Origin of the sequence: Nannocystis bainbridge (assembly GCF_028368995.1) — a bacterium.
Lineage (GTDB): Bacteria > Myxococcota_A > Polyangia > Nannocystales > Nannocystaceae > Nannocystis > Nannocystis bainbridge.
Genome location: NZ_JAQNDL010000001.1, coordinates 2,032,624 through 2,055,928, shown reverse-complemented (window position 1 = coordinate 2,055,928; position 23,305 = coordinate 2,032,624). Strand labels below are relative to the sequence as shown.

The 23,305-nt window shown below is 70.0% G+C and carries 21 protein-coding genes; 11 read left to right on the top strand and 10 right to left on the bottom strand.

All coding sequences use genetic code 11. From position 1 onward, the window contains the following. Positions 1–57 precede the first annotated feature (57 nt). Positions 58–711, top strand: a complete 654-nt coding sequence (locus tag POL25_RS07995; RefSeq protein WP_272085319.1) for a hypothetical protein — start codon at positions 58–60, stop codon at positions 709–711. A 143-nt stretch (positions 712–854) separates the two neighbouring features. On the opposite strand, the gene POL25_RS07990 is transcribed toward POL25_RS07995, so the two are convergent. The 3 genes from POL25_RS07990 to POL25_RS07980 form a co-directional block, all read right to left on the bottom strand. Further along, positions 855–1,607, bottom strand: coding sequence for an SIMPL domain-containing protein (locus POL25_RS07990; protein WP_272085318.1), 753 nt, complete (start codon positions 1,605–1,607; stop codon positions 855–857). A 64-nt stretch (positions 1,608–1,671) separates the two neighbouring features. Next, positions 1,672–2,721 carry an esterase/lipase family protein gene (locus tag POL25_RS07985; RefSeq protein WP_272085317.1) on the bottom strand — a complete coding sequence of 350 codons (1,050 nt, stop codon included), beginning with the start codon at positions 2,719–2,721 and terminating at the stop codon, positions 1,672–1,674. Positions 2,722–2,965: 244 nt separating this feature from the next. Continuing rightward, a complete protein-coding gene (locus POL25_RS07980; protein WP_272085316.1) occupies positions 2,966–3,433 on the bottom strand; it encodes a hypothetical protein in 468 nt (155 codons plus the stop codon). A 219-nt stretch (positions 3,434–3,652) separates the two neighbouring features. On the opposite strand from POL25_RS07980, the gene POL25_RS07975 reads away from it, so the two are divergent. The 4 genes from POL25_RS07975 to POL25_RS07960 all read left to right on the top strand — a co-directional run bounded on the left by POL25_RS07975 (position 3,653) and on the right by POL25_RS07960 (position 8,246). Beyond that, positions 3,653–4,003: a hypothetical protein gene (locus POL25_RS07975; RefSeq protein ID WP_272085315.1), complete on the top strand. Its 351-nt coding sequence runs from the start codon at positions 3,653–3,655 to the stop codon at positions 4,001–4,003. After that, entirely contained in the window at positions 4,000–5,625 is a 1,626-nt protein-coding gene (locus tag POL25_RS07970) for a hypothetical protein (protein ID WP_272085314.1), read from the top strand. Before POL25_RS07975 ends, POL25_RS07970 begins: the two co-directional genes overlap by 4 nt. A 5-nt stretch (positions 5,626–5,630) precedes the next feature. Next, entirely contained in the window at positions 5,631–6,416 is a 786-nt protein-coding gene (locus tag POL25_RS07965) for a hypothetical protein (protein ID WP_272085313.1), read from the top strand. Positions 6,417–6,635: 219 nt separating this feature from the next. Then, on the top strand, positions 6,636–8,246 hold the full coding sequence (locus tag POL25_RS07960) for a family 43 glycosylhydrolase (protein ID WP_272085312.1): 1,611 nt from the start codon (positions 6,636–6,638) through the stop codon (positions 8,244–8,246). A gap of 555 nt (positions 8,247–8,801) precedes the next feature. Here the strand turns inward: POL25_RS07960 and POL25_RS07955 are convergent. Next, positions 8,802–9,563 (bottom strand): hypothetical protein, encoded by a 762-nt coding sequence (locus tag POL25_RS07955; protein ID WP_272085311.1) that lies wholly within the window; start codon positions 9,561–9,563, stop codon positions 8,802–8,804. Between the two features lie 524 nt (positions 9,564–10,087). On the opposite strand from POL25_RS07955, the gene POL25_RS07950 reads away from it, so the two are divergent. The 4 genes from POL25_RS07950 to POL25_RS07935 all read left to right on the top strand — a co-directional run bounded on the left by POL25_RS07950 (position 10,088) and on the right by POL25_RS07935 (position 12,802). Next, a complete protein-coding gene (locus POL25_RS07950) occupies positions 10,088–10,696 on the top strand; it encodes a DUF2589 domain-containing protein (RefSeq protein WP_272085310.1) in 609 nt (202 codons plus the stop codon). Between the two features lie 121 nt (positions 10,697–10,817). Then, positions 10,818–11,468: a DUF2589 domain-containing protein gene (locus tag POL25_RS07945; RefSeq protein WP_272085309.1), complete on the top strand. Its 651-nt coding sequence runs from the start codon at positions 10,818–10,820 to the stop codon at positions 11,466–11,468. Positions 11,469–11,575: 107 nt separating this feature from the next. Continuing rightward, the gene (locus tag POL25_RS07940) at positions 11,576–11,782 is read left to right on the top strand and encodes a hypothetical protein (RefSeq protein WP_272085308.1); all 207 of its coding nucleotides are present in this window, start codon (positions 11,576–11,578) and stop codon (positions 11,780–11,782) included. Between the two features lie 432 nt (positions 11,783–12,214). Next, entirely contained in the window at positions 12,215–12,802 is a 588-nt protein-coding gene (locus POL25_RS07935; protein WP_272085307.1) for a hypothetical protein, read from the top strand. Between the two features lie 60 nt (positions 12,803–12,862). Here the strand turns inward: POL25_RS07935 and POL25_RS07930 are convergent, their stop codons facing one another. Continuing rightward, entirely contained in the window at positions 12,863–13,564 is a 702-nt protein-coding gene (locus tag POL25_RS07930) for a TetR/AcrR family transcriptional regulator (protein WP_272085306.1), read from the bottom strand. A 113-nt stretch (positions 13,565–13,677) separates the two neighbouring features. On the opposite strand from POL25_RS07930, the gene POL25_RS07925 reads away from it, so the two are divergent. Both POL25_RS07925 and POL25_RS07920 read left to right on the top strand, forming a co-directional pair. Continuing rightward, complete coding sequence (locus POL25_RS07925) at positions 13,678–14,664, top strand: NAD(P)-dependent alcohol dehydrogenase (RefSeq protein ID WP_272085305.1); 987 nt, start codon at positions 13,678–13,680, stop codon at positions 14,662–14,664. Positions 14,665–14,751: 87 nt separating this feature from the next. After that, positions 14,752–15,126, top strand: coding sequence for a hypothetical protein (locus POL25_RS07920; RefSeq protein ID WP_272085304.1), 375 nt, complete (start codon positions 14,752–14,754; stop codon positions 15,124–15,126). Positions 15,127–15,193: 67 nt separating this feature from the next. Here the strand turns inward: POL25_RS07920 and POL25_RS07915 are convergent, their stop codons facing one another. The 5 genes from POL25_RS07915 to POL25_RS07895 all read right to left on the bottom strand — a co-directional run bounded on the left by POL25_RS07915 (position 15,194) and on the right by POL25_RS07895 (position 23,163). Next, positions 15,194–16,027 carry a DUF4123 domain-containing protein gene (locus tag POL25_RS07915; protein WP_272085303.1) on the bottom strand — a complete coding sequence of 278 codons (834 nt, stop codon included), beginning with the start codon at positions 16,025–16,027 and terminating at the stop codon, positions 15,194–15,196. Next, the gene (locus POL25_RS07910) at positions 16,024–17,082 is read right to left on the bottom strand and encodes a hypothetical protein (protein ID WP_272085302.1); all 1,059 of its coding nucleotides are present in this window, start codon (positions 17,080–17,082) and stop codon (positions 16,024–16,026) included. The genes POL25_RS07915 and POL25_RS07910 overlap by 4 nt, the downstream gene beginning before the upstream one ends. Then, positions 17,079–19,223, bottom strand: coding sequence for a PAAR domain-containing protein (locus POL25_RS07905; protein ID WP_272085301.1), 2,145 nt, complete (start codon positions 19,221–19,223; stop codon positions 17,079–17,081). The genes POL25_RS07910 and POL25_RS07905 overlap by 4 nt, the downstream gene beginning before the upstream one ends. A 3-nt stretch (positions 19,224–19,226) precedes the next feature. Continuing rightward, on the bottom strand, positions 19,227–21,383 hold the full coding sequence (locus tag POL25_RS07900; RefSeq protein WP_272085300.1) for a type VI secretion system Vgr family protein: 2,157 nt from the start codon (positions 21,381–21,383) through the stop codon (positions 19,227–19,229). Between the two features lie 337 nt (positions 21,384–21,720). Next, entirely contained in the window at positions 21,721–23,163 is a 1,443-nt protein-coding gene (locus POL25_RS07895; RefSeq protein WP_272085299.1) for a phospholipase D-like domain-containing protein, read from the bottom strand. Positions 23,164–23,305: the final 142 nt, after the last annotated feature.

Below are 23,305 nucleotides of genomic sequence, written 5' to 3'. Positions count from 1 at the left end.
CTCCCACGAACGATTTCTGCTCTCCGCCCCACTCCGCGAGCGGGAGGAAAAGCAGTCATGGGAATCCATACCATCCATCGTTCAATCAGCTTCACGTCCATCGGGCTCGCGTTCGTCGCCATCCTCGGAGGTTGCGACAGTCCGGGTCCGTCGATTCAGGGCAACTCCGCCGAATTGCTGACCACGCAGATCGAAGCGGCCGAACAGCGTGTGGAGCCGGACGCGGTGATTCCCGCGTCCCCGGAGACGCTCGCGCTGACGGACGGCGTGGTGTCCTGGAGCGTCTACGACGAGGAGAACGTGCGGATCGCCGGCGTGGACGCCGACGATCGCGTGATCGTCGAGCTGCAGATCCAGGTCGACCACGACGACAGCGGCGCGCTGCTCGGCGTCGCCGTGCAGATGAACGCGCCGGACAGCGGCACCCTCACGTTCGACGCGAGCGGTCAGCTCCGCGAGAGCACGCTCGGCGGCGCGCAGGGGCGGCTGTTCGCGGCCCTGGTCGCCGACATCCAGGCGGTCGAAGGAGGCGCGGAGGTTCAGCGCCGGTGGTTGGATTGTGCCGCGGCGACGCTGCAACTCGGGCTCGTCTGCGGCGCGGCTGCGGCGACGTGCCTCACCACGTTCGGCGTGGGCTGCGCGCTTGGGGGCGCGGAATGCGTGGCGGCCGTGCTCGACTGGCAGTGCGCATGCAACATCACGTCCTGCTAGCGGACCGGCCCTTCACTGCACGTTGAACGGGCCCGGAGAAAGGGGCTGCCGGTCCGCCCGTCGTGGGCAGGACCGGCGCCGCCGTCGTTTGTGGGCTTGGGCGGAGACGCCGACGCTCACCGCAATGTGTCCGCGAGGACAGGTCACTGGTGCGCGAGCGCGAAGGTGACGGACACGTTGGCCTGCACGCGGACGCGGCCGCTCGCCACGGTTTCGCCGATCTGCGCGACCGAGTCGTTGTTGAGGGCCATGTTGTTCATCGTCGGCGGGCGCCACGGATCGAGGGTGACCTCCTCGACGCGCAGCGGCTCGCCGAGCAGCTGGCCGAGCGCGCCGGCCATGGCCTGGGCCTTGTCGCGCGCGGCCTGGACGGCGAGCACGCGCGCCTCGGCCCGTTTCTCGCCGGTGGCGCTGCTCGAGAACTGGACCCGGTCGACGCGGTTGGCCCCGGCGGCGAGCATGTCGTAAAGGACAGCTTCGACGTCGTCGAGGTCGTGCAAGGTGACGACCATGAGCCGCGTGGCCTGATAGCCGACGATCTTGCGGTGCTCGTAGCTCTCGTAGCGCGGCTGCAGCGACAGCTCCTGGGTCTGGACGTCGGTCTCGGGGATCGCTCTCTTGGCGATGACGTCGAGCAGGGCGCGGGCGCGCAGGCGGCTGTCGTCGCGGGCGCGCGCGAGGTCGGGGGCCTGGAGGTCGAAGCCGATCGTCAGCTCGAAGGTGTCGGGCGCCGTGAGGACCTCGGCCGCCCCGGCGACGGTGATGGTGCGCCCTGGCACGGCGACGCCGGACTGCTCGCCGGGGGTCCAGGCGATGACGGTGGGGGCCTCACGCGGGCAGGGCGAGGCCTGGCAGCCGGCGAGCGCGAGGAGGAGGAGGAGCGTCCTGCGGGGCATGCCCTCACCGTAGTCGGCAGGCTGCGCGGCGATTGTAAGAGCTCGGTCAATTCACGGCCGCGGGTCAGGCTTGGCGCTGCACTTCAATGGCGCCGCGGGCGAGCCATGCGTCGAGCAGGGCGAACAGGGCGGTGTTCTGCAGCACGGAGGTGTGACTGCCGGCGAGCCGCGGGACGGCCCGCCGCAGCTCGGCGCGGAACGCCGGGGCGTCGACGATGCCGGTCGCGCGCAGGCCCTCGGCGAGCATGGGGAAGCTGCGTTCGCCAGCGAGGGCGGCGAACATGTTGCGCAGGCGTGGGTCGCGGCCGAGCGCGCCACGTTCGCCGAGGATCGCGCGCTGGAAGCGGAGGAGGTCGCGGTCGTCGAGGTCACCGAGCGTGCGAATCTTGTCGTGATCGAGGCCTGCGCCGGGTTGATCGGCCTCGATATGGTGGATCCGGAGATGCGACGGCAAGGCGACGTCGTGCAGGCGCGTCAGCACGGTGCTGTTGGAGACCATGTCGACCCAGCTTCGCTGACGCCGCCACAAGTTGCGCAGGTCGAGGCGCGGCGCGGCGAAGCCGGACCACGGGGTGTCGACGGTGAGGAGGTCGACGGCGGCGAAGTCGGCGGCGCAGGCGGCTTCGAGGCGCACGCCCGCGCGCACGGCCTCGGCGCTGCCGCGGACGCGGACCTTGCCGCGGCGCAGCCGGCGATGGCTGAACAGCGGGAACCACCGCGGGTCGACGAGCGAGTTGAGCGCGCAGCGAGCGACGATGCCGCCCATCGAGTGGGCCACGATCACGACCGCGGGTCGCGGGGCGTGACAGGCGAGCTGCGCCAGGGCGCGCGCGAGCTCGTCGCCGCTGCGATCGAGGTAGCGCCCGAGATCGTCGTAGGTGAAGAAATACGGCTGGGCGCTGCCGGTCGCCCTTACGTGCTCTGCCACCGGCGCGAGCTCGCCCGGGTGGCCGTGGATGCCGTGGACGAGCACCAGCGGCCGCAGGGTCGGACGGACGGGGCCGTACGGCGAGAGCACGCCGCCGCCGCCGTGCGCGGCCAGGCGCGCCCGCTCGCGCGATTCGTCGAGGTCGTCGGGGCCGAGTGGGTCGAGCGAGAGCACGGGCTCCGCCAAACATGGGAGCGTCTCGCCGGCGCGGCGCGCTCACGCAGCGGGGAGGCGATCGCCGTCACGGGGCGCGAGCGTCCGCGGGACCGCGCGCCGCGGGTCCGCCCCGGGCGAAAGGGACATGGCGAATGGAACCTGCGCCATGGATATCTCGTAGCAATATGTCGTAATAGACATGTCGTGATGGACATGTCGTGATGGACATGTTCTTTAAAGAATGTTCGAAAAGACATGCCAAAAGAAGACGGCATCACTTGAGCGTGAGCGTGACCCCCTCGGCGCCGACGCAGATCGGCCCGCAGTCGGGGCCGTTGGGCTGTGACTCGCTGTAGTCCGGTGTGTAGGTGCCCTCGCCGAGCAGCACGTCGTCCTGGTGGACCTGCACCGACACCGACTTGGGCGCCTTGCCCTGGCGAAACTCGAGGTTGCCGAGCTTGTGCTGGGCCGGCGGGAGTTTGCAGCCTTCGACGCCGAGGGTCAGCTGCGACGCCTCGGGACAGGCGGGCGGCGCGTCGCACTGCAGCGGCAGCGTGGCCGTGCATGCGATCGTCTCGTCGTCGGCGACGACCGTGACCGTGTACTCGCCGGCGGTCCAGGCCGCGCGCTCGAGGAAGACGGCGAACGTGCCGACGCAGCCGATCAGGGTGCAAGCTTGCGACTCGCAGCCGGCGGCGGGCAGGGCCAGGAGCGACGCGATGAGGACGATCTGCGGACGCATGACCGTGCGATCGTAACACCGGGTCGCTCGTCGCCGCGCGAGGCGGGTCGCTGCGGCGCGGCGGAGCGCTGGCGCGAGCGCGGCGTCGTCGTGCCGGCGCGATGCGACGCGCGCAGCGTGGCCAGCGCGTCGCGGTATCGCGCCCTGCACCCCTCAGAACGCTGTAGGCGGACGCGGAGCCGTTCGCTATGGTCGAGGCCCGCCGCCTGGCTGCTGCGCATGCTCAAGATCCGTCGCCCGCAGATCGATGCCCTCACGGCCCTGTCGCGGCGGCGGTTCGTCGTCGGGGCGGTCGCTCACCTCCGCGACGCGCACCCCGAGCGGTGGGACGAGGCCAGCGACGAGGTCGCGGCGGCGTGGGTCGAGCGCCGGCTGGACCGCGGGCTCGCCCTCGGGCTGGTCGAGGAGGTCTCGCTGCTGCGCCACCTCGAGGTCGCGTCGCGCTTCGACGAGCGGTTCGCCGACTCCGACGACGCGATCGGCGTGCTTCACAACCTCGACGAGCTGCAATCGTGGCCCGAGCCGATGGAGCTGCTCGGCAGCCTTTACCAGAGCCCGGCGGAGACATGACCCAAAGACCAGCCCAAAGACCCGCCCGGCCCTCGCCGCGCAAGACGCCGCCGCCGGCGCTGAAGAGCAAGGCCGGTCAGCCGGCCAACAAGCCGTGCGCGACCTGCCAGAAGCAGCAGCCGCGCAAGGTCCCGCCGTGCGACTTCGACAAGCTCGAGTTCAGCTGCAAGCACTGCGGCGTCGCCGACAAGCGGGAGATCAAGAGCGTCGCGTTCTGGCTCGACATGGGTCGCGGCAAGATCATGACCAACCAGGTGCACTCGCCGAACAAGCGCAACCCGGCGGTCACCGACAGGTTCGAGGTCATCGAGCCCGACACCATCACCGTCAAGGCCTCGGGCGGCCCCGGCTACTCGCCCGGCCACCCGGCGCTGACGGTCCAGCCGCCGGCGGGCCGCGGCGAGGTCAAGGTGCTGCGCGGACCGACGCACGCGGTCGCGGTCTCGTACGAGCCCAACTGGTTCAAGAACCGCCTCGCCAACATCACGCGCATCGGCTTCTTCGCCGGCCTGCGCCAGTTCTTCTTCCCGCCGCCGGCGATGTGGGTGTTCACGATGGCGGCCTGCGGGGCCCGCCCGGCGCCGCAGCCGAAGGCGTTCTACAGCTGGAAGCACAAGGTCGCGGTCTACCCGCCCGACATCTTCAAGATCGGGCTGCAGATCCCGTCGGTGCGCAAGCGCGAGCGCGCCGACTCGCGCTACAGCGAGGGCAAGGTCCAGGGCAGCTCGAGCTCGAGCAGCGACACCCGCGGGCTCGCGCGCACGTCGCAGTCGACCAAGGAGGAGATGCGGACGACCGGCAACACCGAGCTGTATCGCCGCACCGAGTCGGTCGGCAACCGCCACGGCACGGTGACGCAGACCCAGCAGCTCGGCACGATCCGCGGCCGCGACTACTCGTCCGACAAGTACGAGGGCAGCGACGCGCCCGACGGCCGCGCGCTGTCGACCGCCAAGAGCTTCACGTTCACGCGCAACGGCGCCGACTGGACCCAGTCGTTCAAGGCCGCCGAGTTCATCGAGTTCCTGCTGACCCTGCGCAAGCAGATCCTCGGGCTCATCGAGTTCTTCAAGGCGATCGCCAACCGCATGCCGAAGATCGGCTGGACCTTCTCGGTCGAGGTCGAGGTGTTCGCCGGCAGCCTCGAGTACGAGTGGGGCTATAAAGAGTGGCCGAAGAATCACACCGTCTACCGCTATTACAAGGTCGAGGTGGCGCTGACGCTGGTGTCGGCCAAGGCCGAGATCGCGTTCGGCCTCGAGCTGCTGAGCGCCAAGGCCCAGGTGTACGGGGCGGTGACCGGTGAGCTCAAGCTGACGTTCACGCGCGAGGCCAACCCCGACCGCACCGGGCCGGCGGCGACGGTCACGGTGCCGCCGGCGGTCGGCGGCGAGATCGGGGTCCGCGGGGCGCTCGGCGACTGGGTCGAGGTGGTCGGCAAGATCAACGCCGGCTTCGAGGGCGCCGCGGTGATGGAGCTGGCCCCGTTCGCCCTCAAGGCCAACCTCGACCTTTCCGCCGGCAAGGGCACCTTCACCGCCAAGAGCAAGCTGTTCTTCAGCGTGACGAAGTCGGCCACGCTGTGGGAAAAGCGGCCGATCTGGTCCCGAACCATCCTGTGACGATCGTGTCCACCGTCGATTATCTCAACGTCTCGATCCACGGCTACGCCTGCGAGGTGTTCGTCAACCGCGCGCCGATCCTGCGCACCCCGGTCGACGCGCCGTACACCGCGATCCCCTCGGTCAGCGAGTGGCTCGTCAGCGGCGACAACGAGATCGCGGTCCGCGTCGACGCGATCGCGCCGCCGGGCGCGATCGTCGATCCGCTGTCGCCGCGCCGGTTGATCGTGCAGCGCTGCGTCGGTCCGCTCGGGGAGATCGTGCCGGCCGGGGAGGACGTGCCGATCGACGGGCTGACGTGGGCGCCGCTGCCCGACGACCCGCCGCCGACGCTGCCGCTGCGGATCGCGTACGAGTTTCGCCTGCCGCGGGGACCGACGTGGGCCTGGCAGACGGCGACGCCGATGAAGCTGGACGCGGCGACCACCGCGGAGCTGCTGATGTTCCTCGACGCGCTGCACGCCGATCTGTCGCTGGGCGACATCCCGGGGCTGCTGTCGCGCCTGCGCATCAAGTTCGCCGAGCTGGCGCCGCTCTACGGGATGACGCCCGCGGCGGCCCGCGCAGGGCTGCAGGAGCAGTTCACGGAGCTGGCGAAGGACAACGCGTGGACGGTCGAGCCGCTGCGCCCGGACGACATCGTGCTGCACCTGTGCTGCGACGGTCGGGTGGTCGAGCCGCGCACGCGCGACGACCAACCCGTGCTCCGTGGCCAGGCGGCCGATGGCAACGCGTGGTCGCTGCCGGTGTTCATCAGCCGTATCGACGGGATGTTCGAAGTGGTGCGCTAGCGTATGCCCATACGCTGCTGAGATTCACGAACGGGACCCACGCGAAGCGGGCCTGTCGCTTTCGCAGCACCAGGGTGTGGGCAGGAAACATCGGGTCGAATGACGGGACGAGTGCCCTGGCATCGCCCCCCATGACTGGCTGATGGGGTGATCGGGTCTGCACGGGCTGCATCAGCAGACGCCCGAATCTCGACCCTGCCTTGAGTAGCATCCGCGGCGATGCACCCACGCAGCTTCGCGGCGCTCGCCCCTGTCTTCACCGTGCTCGCCTGCAGCGACGCCGGCTCATCCACGTCCGCGGCGACGGCCGACACCACGACCTCGACGGGTGCTGCCACCGACGCGCAGACCGGCACCGCGGAGACCGAGCCCACCACCACCACCGGGCGCCCGACCGAGGCCAGCACCAGCGAGACCAGCGAGACCAGCGAGACCAGCGACAGCTCGACCAGCGAACCGCCGCCGCCGGTGAACGGCCTGCGGGCCGAATACTTCGCCACCTACATCGATCCGGTGATGACGCGCATCGACCCTGGCCTCGATTTCGTGTGGGGCCTCGACGCGCCCGATCCGTCGCTCCCGGTCGATCGTCACTCGATCCGCTGGACCGGCTCTTTGCTCGCGCCCGCGACCGGCACCTATACCATCATCACCGAGACCGACGACGGCGTGCGCGTGTGGGTCGACGACGCCCTGGTGATCGATGACTGGATCCCCCACTTCGTCACTCGCAACGAGGCGTCGGTCGAGCTGACGGCCGGGGTGCCGGCGGCGATCCGCGTCGATTACTTCGAGATCGACATCGAGGCGTCGGCCCGCCTGTTGTGGTCGAGCGACGCCATCGCCGAGCAGGTCATCCCGCTCGACAACCTGCTCGCCGCCGAGCCGCCCGCCGAGCTGCGCCCGCCCAAGCCCCCGTACGGCAACCCCGTGATCCCGTTCGATTGCCCCGACCCCGGCGTGCTCGGCGTCGAACAGCCCGACGGCCCGCATTTTTACATGGTGTGCACCGGCGGCTCGTTCCCGATCCGCCACTCGCGCGACCTCGTGCTGTGGAACGACACCGGCGCCGCGGTGCTGCCGAACGGCAAGCCGGCGTGGGCCGCCAACGGCAATCGCAACTGGGCACCCGAGCTGCACCGCGTCGGCGGCAAGTACATGGCGTACTTCACCACGGTCAACGGCGGCAACGTGCTCAGCATCGGTGCCGCCTACGCCGACGACCCGCTCGGGCCCTACACCGAGCGCCCCGGTCCGCTGGTCGAGCATCCGCTCGGGGTCATCGACGCCAGCTTCTACGAGGATGCCGGCGTCCCCTATCTCACCTACAAGATCGACGGCAACTCGCAGGGCCAGCCGACGCCGATCTTCATCCGCCAGCTCACCCCCGATGGCCTGGATTTCGCCGACGAGCCGGTGCAGATCCTGACGAACGACCCCAATTCGTGGGAGGGCGGGGTCGTCGAGGCGCAGTGGATCGTGCGGCGCGACGACTACTATTATTTGCTGTACAGCGGCAACGTCTACGATCACCGCTACCGCACCGGCGTCGCCCGCTCGGCGTCGCTGCTCGGGCCTTATGAGAAGCTGGGGCCGCCGATCCTCGTCAACAACGATCGGTGGGTCGGGCCGGGCCACGGCACGCTGCTGCCGGTCGGCGGGCTCGATTATTTCGTCTATCACGCGTGGACGAACGCCGGGAACGGCACCCAAGACGGGGGCAAGGGCAGGACGGTGCTGGTCGATCGGGTGTGGTGGGAGAACGGCTGGCCGCGGATCCACGACGGCTCGCCGAGCGGCTCGCTGCAGACGTGGCCCGGCGAGCCTTGAGGGCGCGCCGGATGCCGGGGGCGCGGCGGCGGTTGCGGGGTGAACGAGCTCGATCGAGATGGGGTCGATTCGCCCTGCCCCGGCGCGAAGATGAGCCATTCGAAGGGCGAGAAAAAAGATCGAAGAATTTTGGATCGCAACGGGACGGCCGTCGCTCTTCACCCGTGGGCGTCGCGCTGGCTGGTCATCCTCCGACGAGCCTGGACGGAGCGGCCCGATCCACCGAGACACCCGCAATGAGCGGTCGCAGGACAGCCCACCCGAGAAACGAGGAGCCTCCCGATGTTCAAATTCGGCGGAATGGTCGCCCGCCAGGCTGCAGGGCGCGGCGATCCATGCGAGCCATCGGTGGACCGCGCTGGCTCCGGAACCGCGCTCGGCCCTCCCTTGTCTTTGCCCGCCGAGGCGTGCCCATCGCGCCCGGGTCGACGGCACCTGCCGACCGAGGCGCCGGGGTTCACGAGCGGGTCTGCGTCATGGGCCTCGGGGCGTCGCGAGCTCGACGCCTCGACGATCATGCCTCTTCGAGCCGGCTGAGCGCACGTCGTGCCGATCTTACGACGTGGCCGACGACGACCCGGCGAGCACGGCCGACATCATCTGCCAATCCCGGGAGCCGTCGAGCTTGACGCGCTCGATCCACTTCAGGGGGATGTCGGTCAAGAACGCCACCTCCTGCGAGCCCTGCCCGGAATTGTAGACGGCGATCAGCTCGGCTGCGCTGTCGATATTGTCACGATCGGTGAGGATGCTCGGGTTGACGCCTCTCGCCATGTCCTCGTACGACGCCACCAGCCGGGGATCGCCGAGGCCATTTCGCTTTGCCGGCGTCTCGTAGAGCTGATCGAACGGCGTCACGATCTCGTAGATGTTGCCGTCGTATCCGCCGGTGCCCTGGTTCGCCGAAGTCGAAATGTGCACAGTCGTCCCGCTCTTCCCCTTGCGGATCCCCTGGTAGAGGGCGAGGAGGCCGAAGAGCTTCCCGGCCATTGCGGGATCCGCGAAGGCGTCCCTGAGCTCCATCGCCCGGTGCGGGATGTCGACGGGGGAGTTCGCGTCGATAGAGACGCGTCGGATCAAGCCCTGGGCCTGCGCCACGGTCAGCGGGACCTTGGCCTGGAACCCCCCGGCTTTCTTGATCTCTCCTGGGGTACGGGTGTCGGCTCGATACATTGTGAATGGCACGGGATGCTCCTTCATGATCGCGGCGCAACGGCCTGACACCGACGCGGCGTCGATGAGAATCGAATGGATCGCCGGACACGCGACACGCGGCCCGTCCGCCGTGATATTGCTGGTTCTCCCGCTTTCCGTCAAGCGCCAACCACCTATTTAAATCGCCTGACAAGGTCACCCCGAAAGCGCGCTCACCCATTCGAACGCCCGGGCGCGCCCGGGCGCGCCCAGGCGCCCCCAGGCGCCCATAATGGTTGTACTCTCCGATTCAGGGGATTCGACGTCGCCCGCGCGATCGGCTCGGCGCGCAGCTCCGAGCCGACGCGGACGCTCTGTGCATTCGCGTCACCGCGAATGCGCAATCGCGGCCCCGGTTCATCGGCCGGTGATCGTTTCTGTGCGCGCAAGCCCGGCCGCGGCGCGGCGCGGGCCGTGAAGCCGCGTGCGCCCTCGGGGGCGGGCGCAGGCGAGGACAGGGCGGCGCGGCTCGTCCCTGGCAGCGTCCTTTATAGTGGTTCCGCCGCTGCCGCGGCGCCGCCGAGTCACGACATAACAGCGTAAGCAAAATGAGCGGCGCTGCTCACGGTCAATGTGCATTTTAAGTCGATGCGCCGCGCTGCGAATTGTATTGACCCGCCACCGCGAATCGACTCTAATCAGCCGCGATGTTGAACCTCGACGGATTGGTGGCGGCCGTTCAGCGCAGCGTGGCCGAGGCAGCGAACGCGCTCGCCGCTCGCAATATCGAGCTCTTTCACGGCTATTTCGAGCCCGTCGAGGACGACCCGTCGCCGGAGGTCGCGGCGGCCACCGCCGACGCGCTGGCGGCCTCGGAGGCCGCCAGCGCCGCCGGCGACCCCGAGGCGATTCGTCAGGCCGCCGAGGCGCTCGAGCGGGCCGCGGGGGCCCTGAAGTCGCAGCGACGCGCCACCACCACCCTGCGGCCCAAGACCACCGCCATTCAATACCCGCACATGACCCGCGAGGGCCCGGCCGTCCACACCGTGCACGTGCCGCTGATCGCCCTCGCGCCGATCTCGTTCGCGCAGATCACCGAGCTGCGCCTCAAGACCGACCTCGATCTCAGCGTCCAGGGCGAGTCGCTGGCGGCCGGCGTGCCGACCCGCTCCGCCGGCGCGGAGGTCGACGGCGAGGCGTCCGGCAGGCGCCCGGCGACCCTCGAGATCGTGCTCGGCGAGATGCCGTCGAGCCAGGGGCTGCGGCTGATCGTCGAGGGCTACGAGCGCGCCCTCCGGGCCCAGATCCCCGGCTGAACCGGGCCGCGGCGCGGATCGTTCGGCGGCCGGAACCGGCCGCATCGGTTTCCTTTTGCTTCGAATCGTAACACAGGCATGAGAGAGGAAGACGACAATGGCTGAACCACAACTCGTATCCATGGCAGAACAATTCACCGGGCTCCCGATGAGCGACCTCATCGGCGCCCCGCTGCTCGCGGCCGCCGAGGCCAACAACATGATGGCCGTCACGCAGACGCGGTTCTTGCTCGACACGGCCTTTGCGATCCAGTCGACGGGGGAGGGCGACGAGAAGGTCGATACGTACTCGCCGATCATCATCGACATGAAGTTGACGCGCGGCGTGCTGATCCCGGCCGACCCGGATGTGGCCGACAGCAAGCCGAGCATCGACCAGGTCACGACCACCTTCTCGCTGCCGCTGCTGACGATCCTCCCGCTCAATTCGCTGGCGGTCGACAACGTCGACATCACCTTCGACATGGAGGTGAAGTCGAGCTACAGCGAGGCCAGCAACGAGACCACCGAAGACAAGATGGCGGCCTCGTCGACCTTCTCGGCCAAGGTCGGCTTCGGCATGTTCTCGGCCTCGGTCACCGGCAGCGTGTCGTACGACAGCGCCCGGGCGACCAGCCACGACACCCACTACGAGAAGAGCAACTCGGCGAAGTACGGCGTGCGGGTCCACGCCGGCCAGCTGCCGCTGCCGCAGGGCGTGACGACGATCATCCAGGCGTTCACCAACTCGATCACGCCGATCACGATGCCGAGCGACCCGTCGAGCGCCTGAGCCCGCTCTCGCGGCCCGGGCCCGCGCGCGACGACGCGGTGTGCGTCGCGCGTGGGCCGTTCACGATCGAACCCACCGCGTATGTTCTCGAGTCCACGAGGTGAGCCATGAGCAGCCAGATCTCCTGCCCTGATTGCGGCGGTATCATCGTCTTCGACGCCCACGCGCTCCTCCGCGGCGAGACCTTCGTCTGCACCGGCTGTCGCGCAATGCTCACACTGTCACGCGACAGCGTCTCGACGGTCGCCGATGCGATGTCCAAGCTCGACGCGCTGCGCAAGCGGTCGAACGAGGTCCGGCGCTCGTCCGGCTGACGACGCGCAAAGCACGAAGCGCGGGGGAACCCGCGGCGGCGTTCGTGCCGGCGCGGAGGGTTCGTCGTCGTCCGGCGGCGGCAGAACCACGGACGTCGCGGCGAGTTCGCGTCGCCCATGGGCGCCCGAGGGGCGCCCAATGGGCGCTCGCTGGTCAGACGGTGTGACGAGCGATGCCGCCCCTTGAAACGCGCATTGCCAGCCATTGCCGGACGAACCGCTCGCGAAAGAATAGGGCGTGAGCCGTCCCGGCCGCTGCCGAAGCGCCGCGGAGCTGCGGCCGGAGGGGCTTTGGCGGGTCGGCCACTGACCCCGGGCTCCTCCCGCGTTCTCGGCCGGCGGGAGCGAACAACGATACGCCGAAGGAATCGCAATCGCCCATTGCCCCACGCCATTTATCGCTGGACGTCCGGCCGCAGCTGCGCTCTGCTGATGGACATCCGCATCGTGCACCGGCGCGGGCTCGACGACATTCTCGGTAACACCGAGGCTCAGGAGGAATCCATGCCCACCATCACCAATTCTCTGGTTCTCGCGGCCACCAACGACGCTCTCCACGAGCTGGACAAGAACTTCAGCCTGCCGTCGCTCTCGAGCGATAAAATGAGCAATAGCGGCTGGTCCTGCAACTACTTCGCCGGGGCGAACCTGGAATTCGTGGAGACCGCGTCACGCGGCACCCAGGTCCAGCGGAACTACGGAGTGGATCCGTCGCAATGGCCCGATCAATTCGCCGCGCAGACATTCGTCAACTTCTCGATGTCATTCGAGGTCTCCGGGGCCAATCACAACTTCAACGTCTTCTTCGACGCCGGTGGCTCCGCCTACCTCATCCAAACCTACCTCGACCGCTCCATCCGCATCAGCACGCCGCAGAGCGCGAGCGAATTCGTCCGCCAGTGGAAGCTGCTGGCCGGAGCGAACTGGGCGTCCGCCTACGAGACCCTGTTTTACGTGCGCCCGCCGACTCAGAACAACAAATACACGAGCCAGTGGGTGACCGTGGTGACGGGATCCTGAACCCACGACGCTCCCCGTCACGGGTCGTCACGTCCGATCCGCGTCCACGCGGACGCGGAGCTAGACCGCCGGCTTCTTGGCGCCGAGCAGCCGCTCGAGGCCGTCGAGCAGCAGATCGAGGCCGAACGTGAAGTCTTGCAGGCCGTCGTGTTCGCCGTCGATGACCAGCAGGGACAGCGCGTGCATGTGGGGGAACTGCTCGGGCGGGATGAGGTGGAGGAACTGGGCGGCGGCGCCGGCGTACTGGGAGGGCTCGAGCGGGAAGTTCAGGGCCTGCAGGGTGAAGCCGTAGATGTGGCTGTCGAGCGCGTTCCAGGCGTGGTCGGCCTCGGCGTAGGAGAAGCCGGCGGCGTGCAGGCAGCCGAGGGTGGCGTCGACGTAGCGGCGCATCGCCGGGCCGATGTTGAGGGTCGACACGACCAGCTGCGGGGCCCAGCGGTGGCGCATCAGGACCGCGTGGGCCGAGACGGCGCGCCGACGCAGCGCGGCCTTCCAGTCGCCGCCGATCGCGGGCGCCTCGATCTCGCCGATCACGAGGTCGACCATCGCGTCGAGCACGTCCTCTTTGCTCTTCACGTGGTTGTAGAGCGACATCGCCTCGACCCCGAGCGCCTGCGCGAGCCTGCGCATCGACAGCGCCTCGAGGCCCTCGGCGTCGGCCAGTTCGATGGCCGTGGCGAGCACCCGCTCGCGGCTCAGCGGGGCCCGCCGGGCCGGCTTGCGGCGGGTCTGGGCCCGCTTCGGCGCTTTCGTGCTTGCCATAACTTACGGTGTAAGCTTTACTCTTCTGGCGGTCAACTTACAGCGTAAGTTCCGGCGGAGACGACATGACCATGGCGAACGGCGCGAGTGCTTCCATCCATCCTTCCACGGCCGTGCAGGCCCTGCCCGCGAGCATGCGCGCGATCGTCCAGTCGGCCTACGGCGGGCCCGAGGTGCTGCGCCTGGAGGAGGTCGCGCGCCCGGAGGTGGGCGCGGGCGAGGTGCTGGTGCGGGTGCATGCGGCGTCGGTGAGCAGGGGCGACGTGCACTTGCTGACGGGCAAGCCGTATCTGCTGCGGCTGATGTTCGGGCTGCGGCGGCCGAAGCAGCGGGTGGCCGGGCAGAACGTGGCCGGGGTGGTGGCGGCGGTCGGGCCGGGGGTCACCGCGTTCGCGCCGGGCCAGCGGGTGTTCGGGCTGGTGCAGGCGGGCTTCGCCGAGTACGTGCGCGCGCCGGCGGAGCGGTGGGCGGTGATGCCGGCGGAGGCGAGCTTCGCCGAGGCGGCCGCGCTGCCCGACGCGGGGATGACGGCGCTGCAGGGGCTGCGCGACGTCGGCAAGCTGCAGGCGGGGCAGCGGGCGCTGATCGTCGGGGCGTCGGGCGGGGTCGGGACGATGGCGGTGCAGGTGGCCCGGGCGCTCGGGGCCGAGGTGACGGCGGTGTGCAGCACCCGACATGTGCAAACGGTCATGTCGCTCGGGGCTGCGCGGGTGATCGACTACACCCGCGAGGACTACGCGGCGCTGCCCGAGCGCCACGACGTGGTGTTCGACATGATCGGCGATCGGTCGCTGGCGATCTGCCGCTCGCTGCTGACGCCCACGGGGGTGTACGTGGCCTGCGCGGGCGGAGGCGGCGAGTGGCTGGGGCCGATGGGCCGGCTGACGCGCATGATGCTGCGGAACGCGCTGCCGGGGCCGCGCATGGCGTCGCTGATGACGGCGCCGCGCCAGGCCGATCTACAGCTGCTGGCGGAGCTGGTGGCGGCGGGCAAGCTCCGGCCGGTGATCGAGCATACGTACGCGCTGGCCGAGACGGGGGCAGCGCTGGGGCACGTGGCGGCCGGACACACGCAGGGCAAGGTCGTGATCACGGTGTGAAGAGGGCGCGCGCGATTCCATCGAGGTGTCGGGGGAGCGTTGGGAGCCGGGCCTCGACGGGCTGCGCGACATCGACGAAGCTGGGGCATGGGCTCCGACCCCGAGGTTTCGCTGGCGGCCGGGCGCGTGTTCGCGGCCCGCTGGACGCAGATCGCCGCGGGCCTGGCGGTGGTGCACCTGCTGCTGTGGTTGTTGCTGGCGTCTGGGCTGCGCGAGCCCGGCGTGACGCTGATGCTGGTGCCGGCGGTCGCCCAGGCGGCGGCGGGCGTGGTCGCCGTGGTCGCCGGGGTGCGGCTGTGGCGAGGCGATCGCGCGGGGCTGATGCGGGGCCCGGCGCTCGCGGCGGTGCTCGTGGGGCTGGTGGTGACGATCGCGGCGCCGGTGATCTGGATCGGCGGCGGCGTCAGCGTCTCGCTGCGCGGCCTCGACAAGATCGACATCCCGTCGTTCGCCTCCCCGTGAGCGGGGCCACCTGTATTTTAGAGCATGTCCGTTCGGACATGCCACAAGGGACATGTCCGAACGGCGGTCAGCGGGCGTCGAAGCGCCACCAGCCGGTCGGGCTGTCGAGGTCCTCGCCGAGGTGGCAGCGGATCACGCCGCCGAACCACTGCGACAGCTCGGTCGGGGTGCAGGTGTCGAGGAACACGCGCAGCACGCCGGGATCGTAGAAGCGGAAGTAGGTCGGCTCCGGGGTGCCCTCGCGCTGGACCAGGAGGAACTTGCGCAGGTGCTGGCGGACCTCGAACAGCGAGCGGTCGCTGGTCAGCAGCACGCCCCAGCGGTAGCCCCAGCCCTCGCGCACGAGGTCGGCGCACAGGCGCGGGTCGGCCGACAGCGAGACCACATGCGGGGCGGCGTCGGCGAGGCGGGCGCCCTCGACCCCGTCGAACAGCGAGCGCCACGGGGCCACCGACTCGCGCACGAGCTCGGCGATGCGCGGCTCGCAGGCGGTGTCGAGCACGGCGAACAGCGGGCCGGGGACGCGCTGGAGGTGCGCCAGCGCGGCCTCGGCGGCGACCTCGTCGTCCGGCTCGCGCGACCAGGGGGCCGGGGTGAGCGCCTCGACGTGGAAGCTGAGGTCGGTGCCGCCGATGCGGATCCACGCGGCGTGCTCGAGCGGGGCGACGGTGGTCACGGCCTGTCCCGAGAGCAAGGTCAGGGCCGGGCCGCCGAGGTGGCGCAGGCGCGCGGTCCTGCCGTCCCACTCGACGGCGGCGTGCACCGGGGCGACGGTCGGGTCGTCGAGCACCAGCGAGGCCGCCGGGTCGCGGCCGAGCGTCAGCGGCCGCCCGGGCGTGACGACCGCCTTGGCGCCCTGCTGCGGGCCCCAGCACAGCTCGACGATGCCGCGCGCGCTCATGCTGTCCCTTCGGGCAGGTTCCATACGGCGATCTGGGCCGCGCCGCGCTCGAACGCGAGGAACCGCCGCGGGCCCGACCAACCGGCGCCCTGCAGGCCGCGCGAGGGGCCGAGGTCGAGCAGCGCGTGCGGGCCGACGGCGAGCATCATCCAGGTGACGCCGCCGGTGGCGATGCGGACGTCGAGGGCGTCGCCGGCGGGGGCGAACGCGCCGAAGCCGACGTCGCCGACGGCGTGCAGCTTGGCCAGGCGGCGCACCTCGAAGCTGCCGGTCGCGCTCCACGTGATCCGGTGGAGCGTGAAGTCGCGGACGCCCATCGTGTCGGCGGTGCAGGCGGCGAGGACCGCGAGCGGCTGCGTGGGGTGGATCCGCAAGGAGTGGACCTCGGACGCGCCAGCCTCGGCGAGCGCGTCCCGGGCGGCGCGGGTCAGCGGGTGCTCGATGAGCAGGGCGAAATCGGCGGTGAACACCGCCAGGCCGCCATTCTGGGCGATCGCCACGATGTCGGCGCCGGCCGCCCAGCCCTGGCCGGCGTCGCGGGCCCGCGGCAGCGGAGCGGCGCCGAGGCGGCGGTCGGTGGCGAGGTCGAACACCTCGATGCGCCCGAGCACCAGGCCGCCGTCGTCGTAGCGGCTGGTGTCCTCGACCTGCACGGCGAGGCGCGTCTCCTGGCCCGAGAGCCATGCGCCCGCGAGCAGGGTGTTGTCGCCGTGGAGCATGCGCAGCTGGCGGGTCGCGTGGGCCGCGAGGTCGTAGCGGATCATGCGTCGGCTCTGCAGGTAGGTGCAGACCGGGCCCGGGACGGCGGGGTGGACCGGGGCGAGGTCGCCGGGGGCGATCGCGGGGACGACGTCGGTGATGAGCTCGCGGATGGCGGCGCCGTGCTCGTCGACGTGGAGCGAGCAGAGGGCGTTCTCGTAGGAGATGACGGCGGCGCCGCCGGGGGTGCCGATGGGGATCTGGCAGGCGACGAGGGCGTCGTCGAGGGGGTAGTTGTGGAAGGCGACGGCGAGCAGCTCGCGGCGCTCGACGTCGGGGCCGGGCTGGACGATCACTGCCAGCCCTCCGGTCCGGTGAAGCGCAGCGGGCCCTGCTTGACCGCGCTCTGCATCCGCGACAGGCGGGCCTGGTCGCACGCGGCCGCGAGCACCTGGTGCCGGCGCTCGAGGTCGGACAACATCTTGGCCTTGTCGCCGCCGTCGAGCCGGCCGATCGCGGTGGTGAGGTTGGCCTTGAGCTTGTCGACGATCTTGTCGAGCCGGTAGAACTTGATCGGGTTGATGATGGCGAACTGGTGGAACAGGAAGTGGGCCGACCACTGGCCCTCGAGCGCCTTGGAGACCTCCTCGAGCGCCTTGATGGTCTCCTCGTACCATTTGCGGTAGCCGAGCTTGTCCATCAGGATCATGTACCAGTCGGTGCCGAACATCAGCTTGTCGACCATGTGCGGGTATTCGCGCAGGATCTCGACCAACTGGTGCCAGTAGGGCACGTCCTCGCCGCCCCACGCCTCGTACTTCTCGAAGATCGGCAGGTAGGACAGGTCGGTGTAGAAGTTGGGGTATTCGCCGCACATCTCGACGATGCTGCGGATCCAGCTCTTGGCGTAGATGGTGTCCTTGGCGTCGACCGAGGGCATGGCCTTGCTGGCGAACGGCGACTCGGACCACAGGTCGTGGATGTTGCGGTAGTACCGCGAACCATTGCGGCCGATCGCCCACTTCTGGAACTCGCGCAGCTCCTCGCGCGTCATGATCGGCTTCTTGAAGTCGGCGACGTTGTCGCGCCACAGCCGCTTGTCGGAGGCCCAGTGGGCCAGGCACAGCCGCAGCGACGGGTTGTCCTGCATGACCAGGCGCCACGCCTCGGGGTGCACGAAGTGGTCCTGGAAGTACTGCATGCGCTCGCGGTCGTCGAGCGAGCCGTCGATCGGGTGCTTGTACTGGTCGCGAATCTCGTCGCTGGCGAGGTCGATGTAGAGCTCGCGGTGGTGGGTGTACCAACCCTCCGGGGTGCAGTGGGTCTGGAGCGGCAGGCCCTCGCCGGCGAGCCGGCTGAAGAAGGCGCGGGTGACGTCGCCGGTCTTCTTGCCGCGCTCGGTCGACTCCTTCGGCATGTAGCCCTGCGAGGTGTACATCTTGAGGCCGACGTAGAGGCCGCCGTTCTCGACCAGGTTCTGGAACGGGGCGTCGGGCGCCTCCATCGAGATGTAGCGGCGCGGCTCGTAGTGGTAGAGCGGGAGCAGGCGCAGGGGGTTCTGCGCGGCCACCATCTCGGTGCGCCGCCGCTGCTGCCGCCAGGTCTCGTAGCAGTTGGAGCGCATGTCCTTGAGGTAGCGGTCGAACTGGCGCGAGCTGTCGATCGCGCCCTCCTGGGCCTGAGGATTGTCCTCCTCGTGGTCCATCGGCAGGTCCTCGTTGCTGTCGAGGTAGACGCGCCGGCAGTCCTCGTAGCGCTGGGTGCCGTTCTTGCGGTTGGCGTACCAGCGCCGGCCCTCTTCGTCCTCCTGATAGATGTGCAGGCCCTCGTAGCCGTCGAGGTGGCAGAAGTCCATGTCCATCGTCAGCACGATCGAGATGCCGACGAAGTAACCACCGGCGCCGCCGGCCAGGAAATCGATGCCGTTGTTCTCGCTGATGAGCCGCTCGCCGACCACGTGGGTCGGCTCGGGCGCGACCTCCCCCATGTCGCCGACCATGAGCGAGCTGAGGATCGGGACGCCGGCCATGAAGTTGACGGTGCCGCGATCGATGCGCACGCCCATGGCCTTGGCCCGCAGCGGCGGCAGCGGGGCACAGTTGCCGCTCTGGATGTGCATGTGGGCGTCGATGATGACCGGCGGGAAGCCCTCGAGCTCGGGCGGCCGCTGCTCGTAGGGGCACTTCTCGCAGAACGGCTTGTCGGTCTTGAGCGCCTCGGTCTGCGCGGTCGAGCCGATGAGCACCGTCGGGCACCCCTGGGCCAGGGCGCCGCCGTGGGCGGTGGCGTCGCCGAGGCGCGCGGCCGGCATGTTGCCGAAGATCACCGTGTTCTCGCCCTGCGAGATGAGGTCGGGGCCGCACGGGCAGATGAGCCCGTCGCCCAACCGGGCCGCGGGGACGTTGCCGACGATGATGGTCGCGTCGCCGACGCAGACCGGGCCGCCGCCGTGAACGGGGCAGGTGTGGGCGTCCGTGATGCGTGCGCTGGGCGGCATGGCTCAGGTCTCCGCGCCGCGGTCGGCGGGCTTGGGTGACTGGGGCTCGGCGGGGCGCGCGTCCTCGGGGGCGATCGGGGCGCAACCGCTGCCGGCCAGCGCAGCGCCGCCGCTGTTGACCTTGACGAGGCGACCCTGGATGACGACGCCCGAGGCGTCGATGGTGATGAAGCCGCCGGGGCCCTTGACGGTGATGCCGGTGCCGGCCTCGATGACGATCGTCGGGGCCTTGACGTGGATCTCGGCGCCCGACTCGATCGCGGTCTTGCTGCCGACCTTGAGGTGAGCCTCGTCGCCGATGGTCAGCGAGGTGGTCTTGTCGACCTTGGCCATCGCCGAGCCCTCGACGTGGTCGTGGCGGTCGACGCGGACCAGCGTGTACTGGTGCTTGTCGATGATGACGTGCTGGTTGCCGTCGCCGTCGATGCCGCCGACGTGCACGAAGGCGTCGCCGCCGATGTGCTCGTGGCGGTGACGGTCGACGCGGACGTGACGGTCGCGCATGACGAGCTCGTTGAAGTCGCCGACCTTCTCGCCGTTGACGGCGTCGCCGACCCGCAGGTGGCGGTCGTGCAGCACGTTCTCCATCCGGTCATGGTTGACGTGGATGTCGAGGTCGCGCTCGGCGTGCATGAAGATCTGCTCGGAGCCCTTGAGGTCCTCGTAGCGGAACTCGTTGTAGCCGCCGCCGCCGAGCGAGCTCTCCGACTTGATGGTGCTCTTGGTCTTCTCGGCCGGCAGCGGGTAGGGGATGTTGTTGTTGCCGTGATAGACGCGGCCGGTGATGATCGGCTTGTCGGGGTCGCCCTCGAGGAAGTCGACGAGGACCTCGTGGCCGACCCGCGGGATGAACATGGCGCCCCAGCCGGCGCCGGCCCACAGCTGGCTGACGCGGATCCAGCAGCTGCTGTGATCGTCGAAGCGACCCTGGCGGTCCCAGTGGAACTGGACCATGACGCGGGCCTGCTCGTCGACGTGGACCTCTTCGCCGGGCGGGCCGACGACGACGGCCGACTGCAGGCCGCGCACGAACGGCCGCGGGGTGGCGCGCGTCGGGCGGTAGATGACAGCCCGCTCGATGCACGTGAAGCGCGACTCGTAGACGAAGGCGTTGCCGCTGTTGGCGTCCTGGTCGAGGACCTGCGGCTGCTCGCCGCGGTGCTGCACGGTCAGCAGGGTGTACTCGCCATTGAGCTCGCTGCGCCGGTGGTTGGCGAGCGTAAAGGCGTAGCCGGGGACGAGGCGCATGCAGTCGCCCTTGCCGGTGCCGCTGCGACGGGTGGCCTGCAGCGCCTCGATGCGGTTCTTGGCGATGCCAGGGCCGCGGTCAGGGTCGTTGCCGCCGGGGAAGCGGTACTCGCCGGGGTAGTCGTAGACCTCGAGGTCGGTGTCGTGCTTGGCCTCGGAGCGGACCTCCATGCCCTGATCAGGGGTCGGGAAGTAGAAGTCGCGCAGGCTGGCCTTGCCGGAGCGGATGTGCTGGCCGAACCGGAACTCGTGGATGTGCTCGCGATCCTCGACGTGCCCGTCCTGGCTGTTCCACCACACCTCGGGGTCGCCGGCGATCGGCCGGTGGGTGCCCTTGTGGTCGGACATGACGAGGACGTGCTTGTCCTCCTCGTGCTCGAAGTAATAGAAGAGGCCGTCCTCCTCGAGCAGGCGGCTGATGAAGTCCCAGTCGCTCTCGCGGTACTGCACGCAGTAGTTCCGCGGGGCGTACGAGGCGACGATGTCGAAGCGGTACGCGCTGGGCTTGAAGCCGGCCACCTCGAGCACCGCGCGGATGATGTCCGGCGTGCGCTGCTCCTGGAAGATCCGGCAGTCCTGGCGCAGCGACAGCCGCCACACCCGCGGCACCAGAGTGACGGCGAACAGCGCGAACTCGCGGCTCTCGCCGATGTACTCGGCGTGGGCGACGATGCCGTGGACGAACCGCGGCTCGTCGACGCCGGCGATCTCGAGCACGCCGGTCTTGCCGACGAGCTGGTCGACCTCGAGCATGTGCGGGCAGGCGAGCTCGAGCCGGAACTCGAACAGCGCGCTGACCCCCTCCTGGCCGGTGAACCGCAGCACCCGGGCCTCGGCGTCGAGCCCGTCGACATTGAAGGTGTAGACCGGACGGTTGCCGATCAACGCGAGAATAGATGCGAGCGCTGCCATCCGACCCCTCCCGACCACCGCAGACTGCTTGGCGAACGAGGCCGCGACGGTAGCCGAGGACGGCCCGCGGGAGCAAGGCGAGAGCAATCGTTGAACGGTGTTTACGCGCGCGAGAATGGCCCCCTGCGCGATCTCGGCGCAGGGGCGCGCCCGGGCCTGGCGCGGCGTGGGCGAGCGCCGGCCCGACCGAGCTGTCGGTCTCGACATGACTCTCGGGTCACCCCGCGAGGCGGTCACGTGACCGCGGCGCGACGTGACGGCGAGCCGCGCGGGCCCCGCTCGGGCGCCGTGCCGCCGGCGACGGGGGCCGCGGAGGCAGGCTGTCCCGAAGGACAGCTCACTCGCAGGTCCGGTGCGACTCCGGGTGGGCGCGGTAATGTGGGGAGTCGACGGCGGGGCAGGCCTCGCGGATCTGCCGCTTGAGATCGGCGATCTCGCCGTGCTCCAGGGCCATGGCCGGGAACACCAGCGGGACCGGGCCGCCGTCGTCGAGGTCGCGCTGCAGGGCGGCCAGGCGCTCGTCTTCGCGGCCGGTGTCCCAGATGGCGGCGAAGTTGGCGGCGAAGCGGGCGACGAGCCCGGCGTAGGCGGGGCCGCGCAGCACGAGCATGTTCTCGAAGGTGTCGTGCTCGGCGTTGGCAGACAGGTTGAAGCTGCCGGTCCACAGCTCGTCGCCGTCGATCAGCATGTACTTGTGGTGCATCTGCAGGGCGTAGCTGGCGTGCCAGCGGTAGGCGTAGACCTTGTAGCGGACGGCGACGCCGGCGGCGCCGACCTGGTAGCCGAAGCGAGCGCCGCGAGCTTCACAGGCCCGCTGACGCGCCGGATCGGCGCCGGCCGCCGCGAGGCAGGCCGCGAGCGCTTCGGCCTGGGCGGCGTGGGTGGCGGCGGCGATGTACTCCTGACCGTCGAGGTAGACGCGGATCGGCAGCTCGTCGGCGCGGGCGATCAGGGCGTCGGCGACGGCGCGCAGGCGCAGGTGGGCGGAGGCGATGTCGATCGATTCGGTGGCGTCGGCGATGGCGGCCACGAGGGCGTCGGCGACGGTCTCGCGGCCGCTGGCGACGAAGGTGTCGGCGCCGCGCAGGTCGAAGTTGGCCGAGGTGAAGTACACGTGCGCGTCCGGCTCGTCGTCGATCGTCGCGTCGTCGAGCAGCAGGGTCGAGGCGCGGCTGGCGAGCGCGGGATCGCCGACGAAATCGCGCGAGTGCTGCCACAGGTGCTCGAACTCCTGTTGCATGCGCAGCACAAGCGCTCGCTCGCCGCGCAGGAACAGGGTGTTCTCGTCGTAGAGGGTGGCGGCGCCGCGCGACCAGTTGCCGCTGCCGGTGACGAGGTGGGCGCTGTCCGCCGCCTCGAGGTCGTCGCGCGGGCCGTCGACGATCATGAGCTTGTGGTGGAGGATCTTGTTGACCCATCGCACGTCGACGCCGTCCTGCTCGAGCCGGCCCGAGGGCGAGTCCTGCAACGCGTCGCCGTCCAGCTTGCGGTCCTCGCGGGCGGTCTCGTAGAGGAGGCGGACCTCGACGCCGCGCTCGACGGCCGCGGCGAGGGCGGCCCGGATCTCGGCGTCGTTGAAGGAGTACATGGCGATGTCGAGGCTGCGCTCGGCCTCGTCGACGAGGCGCGCGACCCGGGCGTTGTGGCTGGCTTCGAGCGGCTGCGGGGAGAACACGACGTCGCGGATCGGGCTCAGGTCGCTGCGCGGAGCGACTTCAGGCGCGGCGGCGTGGCAGGCGAGCCCGAGGAATGCGAGGACCGCGGCGAATCGTATGACCATGGCGCGACCGGAGCGTGGGTCGGACGCGAGGGCGCGCCAGGATTGTCTCCACCGACGACATCGATTGTCGGGAGGATGAGAGATCTGGCTTCGGTGAGGTCGCTGCAGTTCGCAGCGAAGATCGGGGCCGGCGATGCTGCCG